We start from the raw sequence: 15457 nt of genomic DNA, 5'->3' as shown, positions 1-15457 counted from the left end.
AGGGGTATATCTATATAACTTTTTTATGTGTATTTATTTTTAATAATGTTTATATTTGTATTGACAATTTATTATATAAAAAATAAAATACAAGGAATAAATGGAGGATTAAATAAACTGTATAATGAAACTTAAAGTTGAGAAAAAGACTATTAGTATAAGAGATGATAATGATAATAATAGAGAAGTTTTAAGAGATATTTTAATTAATGATGAAAATAAAACAAACTCAGATTTACACAAATATTTTATAGAAAATAGAGAAGAAGCAGTTTATAAGCATTTATCTTACTTTGATGTTTATGAGAGATATTTTTCAAGGTTTAGAGGAAAAGATATTAATTTACTTGAAATAGGGGTAGGATACGGCGGTTCATTAAAGATGTGGAAAAATTATTTCTCTAAAAATGGTGCTAAAGTAAATATTTATGGTATTGATAAAAAAGAAAAATGCAAACGTTTTGAAGATGATAATATAAAAATATATATAGGCTCTCAAAATGACAGAGATTTTTTAAGAGAATTAAAAAATAAAATACCAAAATTGGATATACTTATTGATGATGGCAGTCATATAATGGAAGACCAGAGAATTACTTTTGAAGAGATGTATGGACATATTAAAGATGATGGGATTTATTTATGTGAAGATGTTTATACTTCTTATTGGACTAATTGTAATGGTGGGTATAAAAATCCTAATTCATTTATAGAATATACAAAAAACTTGATTGATTATTTGAATGCATATTCTGCTATAGAAGGGGACACTTTAGAGGCTAATAATTTTACGAATACTGCTTATTCTATTTCTTATTATGAGAGCTTAATTGTAATTGAAAAGCGTATAAGAGATAGCAGGTATAATAGTTATTGTCAGCAGGCTTCTATAGGAAAGATGATGTAATTATTTGGGAGTTGTAATGATATGGTAAAAAGAATAGATATAGAAGAGTTTTTAAGATTACAAAGAGAAGAGAACTTACCTGTTATAGATGTTCGTTCGCCTTCTGAGTTTAATCATGGACATATACCTAATGCTAAAAATGTTTATTTGTTTGATGATGAAGAGAGAAAAACAGTCGGTACTATATATAAAGAAGAGGGCAGAGAGGCTGCTATATTAAAGGGGCTTGAATATGTTGGAAGCAGAATGGTTACAATATTAAAAGAGGTTGATAAGATATCTAATAATAATGTTATATTAATGCATTGTTTTAGAGGAGGCATGAGAAGTGAGTCTGTTGCTTGGTTATGCTCTAATTACAAATATGATGTTTATGTGCTTGATGGCGGGTATAAAAACTATAGACGATATGTTTTAGAGTCTTTTAATAATAAAAAATATAAAATCAATTTAGTTACAGGAAGGACAGGAAGTAAAAAAACTTTGATACTAAATAAATTAAAAGAATTAGAATATAATGTTGTAGATTTAGAGGGTATTGCTAAACATAAGGGTTCTGCTTTTGGGTGGATTAATGAAGGAGAGCAGCCTAGTCAGGAACAATTTGAAAATAATTTATGCTTAGAACTATCTAAATATGATAATGGGGCTTCTTTATGGGTGGAAGATGAAAGTTTATTAATTGGAAAAAGAGCTATACCAAGGGGGCTTTTTGATAATATGAAAAGTCCTGAGAATATTATATATTTAAATGTTTCTATAGAAGAGAGGGCTAAATATATAACAGATACTTATGGAAAATATAGCATTGATGATTTAAGAGAATCTATAATCAAAATAAAAAAACGTCTTGGTGATGAGAGAATGAGAGAGGCTTTATCCTTATTAGAAGAAGGTAAAATATATGAATGTGTTTTGGTTTTATTATATTATTATGATAAGGCTTATAGATTAAGTATTCAAGAAGAAAATAAAATTATTAATATAGAATGTAATAATTTAACTATAGATGATATAGTATCTGCAATTTCAAAACTTAAATCTTAATTTTACTATTTTTTTATACATAAAAAAAGGATTAACCATTTTTGGCTAATCCTTTTTATTTTTATTCTATTTTTTATTAGAATGATTCAAACTCATCATCATCATTTGCAGGAGCATTAAAAGTAGAACCAAACTCTTTATCAGAAGAAACATTAGAAGGTCTAGTTTCTTCATAAGGTTTTTTAGTAGGTTCTGATGATTTTAATGGGCTTTTTAACTCTGGTTTTTTGTATATATTATTTTCTTTTTTAGGCTCTTCTTTTTTTGCTGCAGTATTAGTTTTTGTATCTTCTTTCTTTTCTTGATTGTTTGTTTTTACTGGTATTTTACAATCTGCATTTCTCAACTTAAAGAATGCCATAGCATTTAATAATTCTTTAGATTGAGAGAATAAAGTTTCAGAAGAAGCACTAGCTTGTTCTACTAAAGCAGCATTTTGCTGAGTAGCCATATCCATTTGAGCTATAGCTATATTAACCTGATCAACTCCAGCCTGTTGTTCCATAGCAGTAGAGCTTAAATCCTGCATAATCTTAGCAGTTTCTTCAATTTGTTCTTTTAAGTTTTTAAATATCTCTGTTGATTCTCTAGCTGTTTCTGTAGCAGTAGCAATTTTCTCTTCAGAATCAGAAACTAAAGTAGTAATGTCTTTAACAGAAGCCTGAGTAGTTTGAGCTAAGTTTCTAACCTCAGAAGCAACAACCGCAAATCCTCTTCCTTGTTCTCCTGCACGAGCAGCCTCAACAGCAGCATTCAAAGCAAGTATGTTTGTTTGGAATGCAATAGATTCAATTATTTTTGTAATAGCACTAATTTTTGAGCTTGATTCATAAACAGCCTCAATGTTTTTAGTAGTTTCTTCAATAATTCTTCCAGCCTCATCTATAGCATGACGAGAGTTAATCATCATGTTATTTCCTTCAACAGTATGTTCTGCAGAAGTTTTTATTGTAGAAGCAATCTCTTCCATAGAAGAAGCAGTTTCCTCAAGACCAGAAGCCTGATTTTCTGTTCTATTTGATAATTCAATATTTTGTTGTGCTACTTCTTGAGCAGAAGCTTTTACTATATCAGCACTGCAATATACAGTTTTTACTTTTTCATTAAGAGTATTTAATGTACTTGCTATAGCACCAGCTATTATAGCAAACTCATCTTTTCTATTAAGCACAGGTTCTGGTACATGCCAGTCTAAATCGCCTTCGGATAGTCTTGTCAAATCTTTTGATAATAATTTTAATGTAGTAGTAATACTTCTTATATATAAGAATATTATAAAACATGTGATTATTAATATAACTACAGTACCAATTCTTGAATAAAGTCTCATAGAATAAGTATGAGCAAATAATTCTTTTGATGCTACACTCATCACTATAGACCAACCGGAAATAGGTTCTTTATAGAATGCTGAGAACGAATCTTCACCATTGAATGGAGATTTGAACTCATAAGTACCAGATTCATTTTCAGAAGCATAAACAATATAATCAGCATTTTTAAGAGTTTCATTTCTAACATGTTCAGGAATAGGGTCAGCTATAACATTTCTATCTGTATCTATAACGAAAGGGTGTCCAGTGTTTCCAAATTTAACTAACTCTAATTCATCATCTATAAATCCAAGCCAATCTACTAATATAGCAACACTTCCTATTATGTTTCCTAATGAGTTTTTTATTGGACTGAATACTACTACTAAATATAGCCCATCCGTAATAGAAGAAGGTATTACTGTTTTATACATAGCAGTTTGTCCAGCTCTTACTTTTCCCCATGCATCTGTAGTATTTAATTTTACCATAGTAGGGGAATTTACAATTTTTCCATCAGCACTGTCTAATACTATGTTGCCATTAACATCATATAAAGCTAATCCATTTAATTGGTCATTATTATTAGCGAGTTTTTTTAGTACATCTTGAGCTGCAAGAGCAGTTTCAGGAGTGTTTAAAGCTAAATATTCAGTTAATTCAGTATGACTTTTAGATATTGAATCAGCTAAAACCATAGCCTGTTTTAACCACACATTAACCATTCTTGAATATATTTTAGTAGATGATTCTAAACCAAATATAGCCCCTTGCCTTATACCTTGAGCACCTATATTTAAAATTATCATAACCAGTATAGTTGTCATTACTGTTATAATTGCGGTAACAAATAAAGGTACTTTTACCGACAAAGATTGCAACTTTTTCACTTTTGAACTCCATTTTCTATTTATTAACTGCATAATAATAACTACTATTTTTAATCAAGTCAAGTGTTCTCAACTTGTTTTTTGTACTTTTTTATGCTGTTTATTATTATCGTAATGGTATTGTTTAATTTTTAATATTGAGTTTATTTTCTGCTTCACTTTTTCTTATATATAAAGGATTTAGCGAAAATATGTTATCGAATTCTTTTTTATTGTAGCGTTCTTCTGACATTAATATTGAATTTGATGCTTTTATGATATTGTAGGAATTGTCTAATTTGTTTAATTTGTATTCTTGTAATTTCTCTAGAAAATAAGATTCATTTTTTGAAAACCCATCTCCGCATAATGTGATGGTATCATCTTTTGTTGATATATCTTTTATTAAATTTGTTGCTTCTTCATATGTTAAATCTAGATTTTCTTTTATTTTGTTATTATCTTTATATATATTAGCGTAAATACTTCCCTTTCTAGCATCTATCATAGATAGTTTTATGCCATTAAATGATACTATATTTTGATATAATGTTTCTAAACTTGATACTCCTATAATTGGTATGTTTTTTGCATAACATATTGTCTTTATTGTAGAAAATGCTATTCTAATTGCTGTAAATGAACCTGGTCCTATACCCATTACTATACAATTAATGTCATTTAGAGATATTTTATTATCTTCCAAAAAAACATTTAATATAGGAAGTAATTCTTCATTATGGTTTTTTATATTTTCTTTATTTATTTCAATTATATTATTATCTTTTTTTAATGCTATAGAAAAGCTTGATGATACTGTGTCGAATGCTAATATATTATGGCTCATGACATTAAATTTATTACTAACCCTTTAAGTCTCATCATTTTGTTTGCTATTGCTATATGATTCTTTTGCTCTTTCATAATTTCTCTATATAGAGCATCTAATTCTTCATTTATTTTTGATATTACTTGGAATTTTTTAAGGTTTGAGAATACAGTTCTTACTTTGTATGCATCTTTTATTACTTTTTCTGTTAGAGATGTTATTAAATCTCTGAATTTCTGAAAATCTTTAATATTAGCACTTTTTTCTAACACATTTCCAGCGTCATAAATTTGTCTTTTTAATTCATCTAATTCTAATGAGTATTTTCTAATTTCTCTCTCTTCTTCTAGCATTGCGGCAAAAGAGGAAGATGATGTTGCAACTTTCATAGATGTGGTTTCAGGATGCATTAATATATTATTTAAGTTTATATCAGTATTTCTTCTCTCTTGTACTCTCATAGCAGAATCCTTTAAATTATGTTAACTATCATAATATTATGTTAACCTAACATATATCGCGAAAAATAGCAACATAATAAATGTCGTATTTTTAAAAAAATGCTTTATTTATTTTTAATTTTATTCAAAAATCGTTAATTACTACTTGAAGTAATTTGATAATATTGTATAATAATACTCAGTATTTTAATAAAGGAGTTTTTTAATGGATACCAAAAGGGAGAGATTGTCAAGTAGATTAGGTTTTTTGCTTGTATCAGCTGGATGTGCTATAGGGCTTGGCAATATATGGCGATTTCCCTACATTACTGGAAAATACGGCGGAGCTGCTTTTGTTATAATATATATAATATCATTATTAGCAGTAGGCATACCAATACTTATAATGGAGTTTAGCATAGGACGTGCTGGTCAGAGAGATATTGCCGGTTCTTATAAAGTATTAGAAAAGAAGGGGCATAAATGGCATATAATTGGTTATGTGCAAATAATAGGCTGTTTAATACTTATGATGTTTTATACTACAGTTGCTGGCTGGAGCATAATATACGCTTTTTATATGTTAATTGGAAAGGTAGATAATCTTAGTGCTGAAGGGGTAGGTGAGCTTTTTGGGGCTACTATTGCTAATCCTTATATTAGTGTTGCTGGTTTATTTGTTACAGTTTTGCTAGCTACTATAATATGTTTTATTGGGCTTCAGAAGGGGGTTGAAAAATACTCTAAGTTTATGATGTCTTCTTTGTTTGTAATAGTAGTTATACTTATAATAAGGTCTATTACTTTGCCTAATGCTATTGAGGGAGTAAAATTTTACCTTCTTCCAGATTTAGGCAAAATGTTTGACGGAGGAATAGAAAACTTTTTTGAAGTTGTTTATGCGGCAGTTGGTCAGGCATTTTTTACTCTTGGTATTGGTATAGGGAGCATGACAATTTTTGGAAGCTATATAGGAAAAGAGAGAACTATAACAAATGAAACTCTTATAATAGTTGTGTTGGATACTTTAATTGCTTTCTTATCTGGGCTTGTTATATTTCCTGCAAGTTTTGCTTTTGGAGTTAATCCAGGAGAGGGACCGGGATTAGCTTTTGTTACTCTTCCTAATATATTTAACTCAATGCCTTTATCTAGAGTTTGGGGATTGCTATTCTTTGTATTTTTATCTATGGCGGCACTTACTACTGTTATAACTGTATTTGAAAATTTAATTGCTTTTACTATGTCTGAGTTTAACTTAAAAAGAAATATATCTTCAGTGATAGTTGGTATTGTAGTATTTGTTTTAGGTTCTACTACAGCATTAGGTTTTAATGTATTATCATTTATAGAGCCTATGGGAAAGGGTACTAGCTTTTTGGATTTATATGACTTTATTGTTACATACAATTTAGTTGAGCTTGGAGGTATTTATATAATAATATTTTGTGTTTCTAAATATGGTTGGGGTTGGGATAATTTTATAAAAGAGGCTGATATGGGAATGGGAGTTAAATTCCCTCAATTTACAAGGTTTTATATAACCTATATTCTTCCTCTAATTATATTTATAATATTTATAATTAATTATATTGTTAAGTTTTCTTGAACAAATTAGTTTATAAATATTTATTAATAAAGCTGATATACAAAAACAACTTTATATTAAAAAAACATACAAAAAATAATTTACGAGACAATTTTTTTGGAGAGTATATAAATATTATGCTCTCCTTTTTTTATTTTGGGTATTGACATTATTTTTATATAAGTATATCATTATATTATAATATAGTTATATATAAATAGGTGTTTTATGAAAAAAAATCAAAAAAAAGAAAAAAACATAATAGAAGACTATGAGGATAATTGTGAGGTAAATAATATATCTTCATTTATACCAAAACTTCCAAATGATGATGAGTTTTCGGTTTTAGCTGATTTCTTTTCTGTATTTTCTGACCCTACTAGATTAAAAATAATATCTGTTTTAAGTGAGAGAGAATTATGCGTTCATGAATTGGTATCTTTGCTTGATATGAAGCAGCCTTCTGTATCACAGCATTTAAAGATGTTATGGCAGGCTAGGGTAGTAAAAAAAAGAAAAGTTGGGCTTCATGTATTTTATAGGCTTGATGATGAACATATAGAAAAAATTTATGCTTGGGGGTATGAGCATGTCAAAGAATAAAGAAAAATTTTTATTTATTGCGGAAATTAGTATTTCTTTAATTGTATTAATTTTACTTAATGTTTTGCATGATAGGATTCATGGTTTAATAGAATATGTAATATTTTTTATACCTTATTTTATTTTAGGCAGAGATGTTTTTAAGAATGCTGTATTAGATTTTGTGAAGGGCAAGTTTATGAGAGAGAGTTTTCTTATGAGCATTGCTACAGTTGGTGCTATAATACTTCATCAGTTACCTGAGGCATTAGCAGTACTTCTTTTCTACAGAATAGGGGAATATTTTGAAGATATGGCGGTTGATAAATCTAAAAGAACAATAGCAGCACTAATGTCTATAAGGGCAGATTTTGCTAATATTATAAAAGAAGATGGAACTATAGAAAAAGTTGATATTTCTAAAGTTAATATAAATGACAATATATTAATTAATCCTTTTGAAAAAGTACCTTTAGATTCCATTATCTATGAAGGAGAGAGCTGGCTTGATACTAAAGCTTTAACTGGTGAGAGTATGCCAAAAGATGTAAGGGTTAATGATGAAATTTTAGCAGGCACTATAAATGGTGAAAGCAGTATAAAGGCTAGAGTTATTAGAGTATATGCAGAGTCTTCAATAGCAAAAATATTAAAGCTAGTTCAGGAATCTCAAAACAGAAAAGCTAACATAGAACAATTCATTACAAAGTTTGCTGGAATATATACTCCTATAGTTGTATTTGGAGCTATTTTACTTACTATAATACCTACAATAGTATATGGCAAAGAGTTTTTTAATGATTGGTTTTCACGTTCTCTTACATTGCTTGTAGTTTCTTGTCCTTGTGCATTTATGGTTGGTATTCCTTTAACATATTTTGCTTCTATAGGACGAGCTTCTAAATTTGGTATAATGGTTAAAGGTGGGGTGTTTTTAGATTTACTTGCTCAAACTAAAAAAGTAATATTCGATAAAACAGGAACTCTCACCAAAGGTAAGTTTTATATAAGAGAGATAGAAAATGCTGGTATATATGATGATGACACATTAATTAAATATGCTTCTTTGGCAGAAATGGGTTCTTCTCACCCTATAGCCATATCAATAGTTGAGCATTACAAAAAAAATCATGATATAAATGAAAGCTTAATAACATCACATAAAGATATTAGAGGTAAGGGTTCAGAATCAATGATTGAAGGAAAAAATGTTTTAATAGGAAAGCTTGATTTATTAAAGCAAAATAATATAAAGCTTCCAGATAATATTAATAATAAGTTTAATGTTTATATTTCAATAGACGGTGAATATGCTGGAGCTTTTTACATTGATGATATTATAAAAGATGATACTAAAGAGGCTATTGATTTATTAAACTCTATGAATATAGAAACTGCATTAATTAGTGGCGATAATATAGAACGCGTTACTTCATTTGCAAAAGAAAATAACATACAATCATTTAATGGAGGATGTTTACCAGAAGAAAAAGTAAATGTATTAGAAGGTATGATGAAAGATAGCAAGGTTTCTATATTTGTAGGCGATGGAATAAATGATGCTCCTTCTTTGGCTCGTGCGGATATTGGTATTGCTATGGGAGGGCTTGGTTCTGATGCTGCTATAGAAAATGCTGATGTTATTATAATGGATGATAAGCCTTCAAAAGTGGCTGCTATTATTAAGCTTGCTAAAAAGAATCATATTGTTGTTTTAGAAAATATATTACTTGCATTAGTGATTAAATTTGGTGCTATAATACTTGGAGCTTTGGGGCTTGCTTCTATAGCACTTGCAATATTTGCTGATACTGGTGTTACTGTTATAGTTGTGCTTAATGCTTTAAGACTTCTTTATCCTATAGGAGAGAAATCAAATATTGAAAATGTAAGTCCAAAAGATATAGATATAAAAGTAACAAGCTGTAATTGCGGGCATCACCATTAATAAATAATATTTTTAATATTTTGATATTTAAATATTTGAAAAAATATATATAATGTAATAAAAATGAATTAGTTTGGAGTTTTAATGGAATACCTAAAAGAGACCGTTTTTTATGGAAATAGTTTATTTAAATATTTAATTGCTTTAGTATTATTTATTTCAAGTTTTGCTATTATGAGAATTGGACTTCTTATTTTAGTGAGACTATTAATGAAGGTTAATGTTAAGTTTCAGAATTCATTTTTTTTGGCTTTAGCTAAGAGTGTAAAAAGAAGAAGTTTACCTGTTATATTTGTAGCTTCTTTAGCAATAGGTAAATCTACACTAGTATTACCTAAGGTCTTAGGAGGATATTGGGGCAAGATATTAGCTGTATGTATAATTGTTTTCTCTGTATTATTTATATGTGATATTATAACTAATTTTACAGAGAATTATTTATCACAGAAAAAAAATGTTATTATATCTGACGGAATAGTTACTTTAATAAAAGTATTAGTATGGATAATTGGTATTTTAACTATACTTTCAAATGTTGGTGTTAATGTTACTACGTTTATTACAGGACTTGGTATTGGCGGTGTTGCTGTGGCATTTGCTGCTCAAAGTATAATAGCAGATTTATTTAATTATTTTGTTATTGTTTTTGATAAGCCTTTTTTGAAAGGGGATTTTATTCAGATTGACCAAGATTTGGGTACTGTTGAATATATAGGTATAAAATCTACTCGTATAAGAAGAAACAGCGGAGAACAGCTTTTAATATCTAATACTAATTTGCTTGCTTCAAGAATACAAAACTATAGAGTATTAGAAAAAAGAAGAAAATATATGGTATTAGGTGTTGAATATTCAACTCCATTAGAAACACTTAAAAAAATACCTGATTTGGTTAAAAGTATTATAGAAAGTGAAAGTTCTACTACATTTTATAGTGCAAGATTTGTAGAGTTTGCAGATTCTTCATTAAATTTTGAAGTTATATATTATGTTAATATTCCCGATTATGCTGAGTTTGTAAAAGTTGTAGAGAGCATTAACTATAAGCTTGTAGAAGAGTTTGCAAAAATTAATGCTAATTTTGCATTCCCTTCAAGAACTCTTTATATTAGCAAAGATTAAGCTTTTAATTTAAAATACTCTAACTTATTATGCACATTTAAAGTATCATCTGCTACTTCTTTACCTAAAATGGAACTTTGATAAACTAGCTGTGAGTTTTCTTGTGTTATAGTATTTAATTCATTCATAGCTAAATTAATTTCTTTTACACTGTTCTCTTCTGTAGATACAGAATTATATACCTCCAAAAGAAGATTTGATACTTCATTAGCTGAGTTTTCTATTTTTGAGAGTATCTCTAAAGAGTGTGTAACAGATTCATATCCTACATCTATTTTTGATAAAGTTTTTTCTATAATGTTAGTTATATTACCTGCTGCCTCGTTAACATTATTAGCCAAGTTTCTAATTTCCAAAGCAACTACAGCAAACCCTTTGCCTTGTTCACCAGCACGTGCTGCTTCTACTGCGGCATTTAATGCTAAAATATTTGTTTGTAATGCAATATCTTGTATAAGTTTTGTAATATTTGAAATCTCTTTACTAGAAGATGATATATCATACATATTATTTGATATTTTATTAACAGCCTCAACTCCACTTTTTGAATAATCTGCTACTTTTATGCCCATATCTTTTGCTAAATTACTATGTTTTGATGTTTCTGATATTGATGTAAAAAGACTTTCAATAGAGCTTGTTATTTCTTCTATGGCAGCAGCTTGAGATGAAGTTCTATCAGATAAATTATAAATACCATTAGATATTTGTGCTGTAGAGTTTTTGATGCCGTCTATATGTGATTTGATACCATAAACTATTTGAGATATTTTCTCTTGCATATCATTTAAAGAGTTAGTTAAATGTCCTGATTCATCTTTTAATGACAAATCTTTTTTATTAAAGTTGCTATTAAAGTTTCCTTCTTTCATAAAGTCTATTATCTCTATAGAGTGATTTAAAGGCTTAATTACTTTTGATACTAGTAAAGCTTCAATAACAATTAAAGCTATCATAATTAATAGTATAATAAACATTATTATATAAAATTGAATATTAATACTTTTAGCATCTCCCTTAAAAACAATTATCCAAGGGGCATTAGATAAAGTTTGTATGCTATACCATTTATCTTTATGTATTTTTGTTTCATTTAGATGTGAAGAAAAATTATCTTTAAAGTTTTCAAATAAAGGGTCTGTGAATAAATTATTATCTTTATTTAATAGGAATTTCTTATCATCATGTGTTATATAAATACCGTCTTGAGATACAATATAACATTCACCTGCAAAGCTTTTTTTTACATTTTCAATTATTCCATTAATATCTGTAAAATCTATAGAAAATACTCCAAGTAAGGAATTATTAGTGTACGCTGCCTTGCTAAATGTAACAGTAAGTTCATTTACTATAAAATCTATATAAGGCTCACTTATATAAACATCATTTGTTAAAACAGCATTTTTATACCAATCTCTTGAAGTTTGATCATAAGAGCGGTCATATTCTGTTAATGTATTAATAAAAACACCACCTTGAGAATATGGAATTGTTTCACCATAATATACATTTAAATAACCTGTTTGTGATTTAGCAATATTAGTAAAAAAGTTTCCTATAGTTTCTACACTAGGATTTGCTTCAAGATTATTTACTACAGTGTTTACTGTATTTTTTATTTCATTAATTTGTCCTTCTGTTATATTTTTTAAGTTTAGAGTTTGGAAATGTTTTTCTCTTAAAAATTTCCCTGTATGTATAGGTTTATAAATAAAATATGTTAATATAAATGCTATAAGTAAAAATATTGAAAAAGTCAAAAGAAATTTAAACATTAAACCTTTTTTCATATATTAGTCCTAAAAATTAAAATGAGTATGAAATTATAATATAAATATGAAAAAATGCAAATTTATTGAAGTTCTGGTTTGGAAGTAATATATATTTTAGATATTTGCCAATTATTGGAACTTTTTAATTTGAGAGAAGATTTTAATTTTATTACCATTTCAGCGAGTCTAGTTTTATTTCCAGATTTAAATCCTTCTCCGCTAAAATATTGCTCTTCTAACCACACAGCTTCTTTTTTCATAAATATAGCATAAAAACTATCTAAGCCAAATGGAGCAGAAACAACTATTTTAAAAATAGAGCCTTCTGGAGGGATACTATACTCTATATTAGAATCTATATTGTTTTTTTGAATATTATTATTTTCCATATAATTATTAAAATCATTAGGATGCATTAAAATAATATTACCATCATTTTGCAAAGCTATTATATATAAATAACCATCTTCTGTTGAATTAAACTTTATTTTGAATGTTTCGTTTTCTATTATTTCACCGCTATTTTTTATAATGATATTTTCATTGCTTGATGTAACTCTTTCTATTTCAAAGTTTAAGTTAATATCACTATTTTCATTAGTAAAAGAATCTAATAAGTTTTTGGCAAAATAATATTCTAAATAAGTACCTATTTCACTAACTTGAGAATTAGCCTGATTTGAAGCTATAGATTTATATTCTTTTAGAGTTTCATTTTTTGTTATATCTATTACTGTAAAGTTGTAAAAAAGTTCATATTCATTTGTTTCTGATGAATTATTAGTATTTGAAGGATTTCCAAGCTTTTCTTCTATTATATCATTTAATTCTTTTTTTTCTTGAGTATAATTATTTAATTTATCTAAAGTATTTACTATATCGTTAGAGTAGGATTGAAGATATTCATTTGTGAGTAAAATATTTGTTATATTGTTTGTTTGTAAATTATTGGTTGATATATTATTAGTAGTTTTTAGTTTAAGTTCACTATCCATTATAATTGCAACATTAACTTTTAAATTTGATGCTACTGTTAGTCCCTGTTCAAATGTTAATTTATCTGTTTTAAATAGTCGTTTTTTCATTCTATCTACTGTGATAGTGTATGGGTGCTTTAGATAGGCAAAGCGATTTATAGTTCTTACAATATCTTTTCTTAATGGAGAGTTGTTTTTTAATTCATAGTTCAAATCTACTATAGATATTTTTAATTGTTCTCTTGAATATAAACAAAATATATTTAATAGCAATATGATTAGAACTTTTAATTTCAAAAAATATCTCCTAATATTCTATAGTATGCTTAATAGAGTTGGTATTAATATTATGAATATTATCGAGTATATCCATTATTCTAGATAAATCATCAGCACTATAATATTCTATTATAATTTTGCCTTCTTTACCTTCTTTATCTATTACATTAACTTTTGTAGAAAATATTTTTTCCAAATCATTTTCTAATTTTTTTATATTAGGGTCTTTTTTATTTTCTTTTTTTATATTTTTATCTTGTGTATCATTATTATCTTTTACTATTTCTTTTTTTTCTTTTACTATTCTTTCGCATTCTCTTACAGAATATCCTTTTTCTATTATTTCTTTAGCAAATGAATCTCTCTCTTCATCATTGTCGCTAAAAGAAAGTATAGTTCTAGCATGTCCTTCTGTAAGTTTATTTTCTAATATTAGGTTTTGTATATTCTCATTTAACTCTAATATTCTCATAGAGTTTGAAATAGTGCTTCTGCTTTTTCCAACTCTGTTAGCTAATTCTTCTTGTTTAATATTTAAATCATATATTAATTTTTTGTAGCTTCTTGCTATTTCTATTGCGTTTAAATCTGCTCTTTGAATATTTTCTACAAGTGTAAGTTCAAGCATTTTAGAATCTGGTATATTTTGTAATACTAATGCGGGTACTTTATCTTTATTTAAATATTTAAATGCTCTAAATCTTCTCTCTCCAGATATTATTTGATATTTTCCGTCTTTTTCTCTTAATGTAACAGGGTTTATAAGTCCGTTTTCTTTTATAGATTCAGCAAGCCCTTTAATTTCTTCTTCGTTAAAAACTTTTCTAGGCTGATCTGGATTAACATCTATAAGTGAAATATCTATTTCTAATATTCCATTTTTTTCAGCTTCTTCAACAGCTCTTTTTATTTCTTTATCGGTAGATTTTATTAAGGCATTCATACCCTGACCGCCAAGTCCGCCTTTTCTAGTCATATCTTATTACTCCAAAAAATTATTTAGACCTTTCTATAAACTCTTTTGCAAACTCTTTATAACTCCTAGCACCAATACATTCTTTATCATAATCCGTAATAGCTTTTCCATAAGAAGGAGCTTCACTCAAACGTACATTTCTTGGTATCATAGTCTTATAAGTTTTATCTTTAAAATAATTAACAACCTCTCTAACAACATCATTGCTAAGATTAGTTCTGCCGTCATACATTGTTAATAATACGCCTTCTATATCTAAATTTGGATTTAAATTCTCTTTTACTAAAGATATAGTATTATTAAGCTCTCCAACTCCATCTAAAGCATAAAACTCACATTGTATTGGTATAAGCACAGAATCGCAAGCAGTAAGAGCATTTAAAGTGAGAATACCTAAAGTAGGAGGGCAATCAATAAATATATAATCATAATTGTTTCTTATTTTTTCTAAAGCTTTTTTTAGTTTGTATTCTCTTCCTATTTCGCTTACTAATTCTATTTGAGCACCTACCAAATCAGAATCTGAAGGTATAAGGTAAAGATTTTCTTGATATGTATTTATTATTACTTGTTCTATATCAGCTTCGCCAATTAAAATATCGTATATACCATATTCCATTTTATCTCTTGTAACACCTATACCCAAACAGGCATTAGCTTGCGGGTCTATATCGATTAATAAAGTTTTATATCCCATAGATGCTACTATAGAACTTAAATTAACAGCTGTTGTTGTTTTTCCAACACCGCCTTTTTGATTTACTATTGATATAATTTTAGACATATAAAATAACCCTTAAAATTA

At 27.6% G+C, this 15457-nt stretch carries 13 protein-coding genes; 6 read left to right on the top strand and 7 right to left on the bottom strand.

Features of this window, described 5'->3' with window-relative positions; all coding sequences use genetic code 11:
* Positions 1 to 124 precede the first annotated feature (124 nt).
* Positions 125 to 907, top strand: a complete 783-nt coding sequence (locus tag E6A48_RS06345) for a class I SAM-dependent methyltransferase (RefSeq protein WP_219709212.1) — start codon at positions 125 to 127, stop codon at positions 905 to 907.
* Positions 908 to 928: 21 nt separating this feature from the next.
* Positions 929 to 1954, top strand: a complete 1026-nt coding sequence (gene mnmH, locus E6A48_RS06340; RefSeq protein ID WP_219709211.1) for a tRNA 2-selenouridine(34) synthase MnmH — start codon at positions 929 to 931, stop codon at positions 1952 to 1954.
* Between the two features lie 76 nt (positions 1955 to 2030).
* On the opposite strand, the gene E6A48_RS06335 is transcribed toward mnmH, so the two are convergent.
* The 3 genes from E6A48_RS06335 to E6A48_RS06325 all read right to left on the bottom strand — a co-directional run bounded on the left by E6A48_RS06335 (position 2031) and on the right by E6A48_RS06325 (position 5426).
* Complete coding sequence (locus tag E6A48_RS06335; RefSeq protein ID WP_219709210.1) at positions 2031 to 4190, bottom strand: methyl-accepting chemotaxis protein; 2160 nt, start codon at positions 4188 to 4190, stop codon at positions 2031 to 2033.
* A gap of 91 nt (positions 4191 to 4281) precedes the next feature.
* Positions 4282 to 4983, bottom strand: coding sequence for a tRNA (adenosine(37)-N6)-threonylcarbamoyltransferase complex dimerization subunit type 1 TsaB (gene tsaB / locus E6A48_RS06330; protein ID WP_219709209.1), 702 nt, complete (start codon positions 4981 to 4983; stop codon positions 4282 to 4284).
* A complete protein-coding gene (locus tag E6A48_RS06325) occupies positions 4980 to 5426 on the bottom strand; it encodes a YaaR family protein (protein ID WP_013245184.1) in 447 nt (148 codons plus the stop codon). Before E6A48_RS06325 ends, tsaB begins: the two co-directional genes overlap by 4 nt.
* A 205-nt stretch (positions 5427 to 5631) precedes the next feature.
* Between E6A48_RS06325 and E6A48_RS06320 the strand changes: the two genes are divergently transcribed.
* The 4 genes from E6A48_RS06320 to E6A48_RS06305 all read left to right on the top strand — a co-directional run bounded on the left by E6A48_RS06320 (position 5632) and on the right by E6A48_RS06305 (position 10645).
* On the top strand, positions 5632 to 7014 hold the full coding sequence (locus tag E6A48_RS06320) for a sodium-dependent transporter (protein ID WP_219709208.1): 1383 nt from the start codon (positions 5632 to 5634) through the stop codon (positions 7012 to 7014).
* A 207-nt stretch (positions 7015 to 7221) separates the two neighbouring features.
* A complete protein-coding gene (locus tag E6A48_RS06315) occupies positions 7222 to 7596 on the top strand; it encodes an ArsR/SmtB family transcription factor (protein WP_013245186.1) in 375 nt (124 codons plus the stop codon).
* Positions 7583 to 9523 carry a heavy metal translocating P-type ATPase gene (locus E6A48_RS06310; protein ID WP_219709207.1) on the top strand — a complete coding sequence of 647 codons (1941 nt, stop codon included), beginning with the start codon at positions 7583 to 7585 and terminating at the stop codon, positions 9521 to 9523. Before E6A48_RS06315 ends, E6A48_RS06310 begins: the two co-directional genes overlap by 14 nt.
* Positions 9524 to 9607: 84 nt before the next feature.
* On the top strand, positions 9608 to 10645 hold the full coding sequence (locus tag E6A48_RS06305) for a mechanosensitive ion channel family protein (protein ID WP_219709206.1): 1038 nt from the start codon (positions 9608 to 9610) through the stop codon (positions 10643 to 10645).
* Here the strand turns inward: E6A48_RS06305 and E6A48_RS06300 are convergent.
* The 4 genes from E6A48_RS06300 to E6A48_RS06285 form a co-directional block, all read right to left on the bottom strand.
* A complete protein-coding gene (locus E6A48_RS06300) occupies positions 10642 to 12438 on the bottom strand; it encodes a methyl-accepting chemotaxis protein (protein WP_219709205.1) in 1797 nt (598 codons plus the stop codon). The two genes, E6A48_RS06305 and E6A48_RS06300, sit on opposite strands and share 4 nt — an antisense overlap.
* A 62-nt stretch (positions 12439 to 12500) precedes the next feature.
* Positions 12501 to 13694, bottom strand: coding sequence for a DUF4384 domain-containing protein (locus E6A48_RS06295; protein ID WP_219709204.1), 1194 nt, complete (start codon positions 13692 to 13694; stop codon positions 12501 to 12503).
* Positions 13695 to 13704: 10 nt separating this feature from the next.
* On the bottom strand, positions 13705 to 14652 hold the full coding sequence (locus E6A48_RS06290) for a ParB/RepB/Spo0J family partition protein (protein WP_219709203.1): 948 nt from the start codon (positions 14650 to 14652) through the stop codon (positions 13705 to 13707).
* A gap of 19 nt (positions 14653 to 14671) precedes the next feature.
* The gene (locus tag E6A48_RS06285; protein WP_219709202.1) at positions 14672 to 15436 is read right to left on the bottom strand and encodes a ParA family protein; all 765 of its coding nucleotides are present in this window, start codon (positions 15434 to 15436) and stop codon (positions 14672 to 14674) included.
* Positions 15437 to 15457: the final 21 nt, after the last annotated feature.

It is taken from the genome of Brachyspira pilosicoli (genome assembly GCF_019402445.1).
Classification (GTDB): Bacteria; Spirochaetota; Brachyspiria; order Brachyspirales; family Brachyspiraceae; genus Brachyspira; species Brachyspira pilosicoli_B.
Note: the sequence above shows the minus strand (reverse complement) of the source record. Positions and strands in the feature narration are given on the sequence as shown.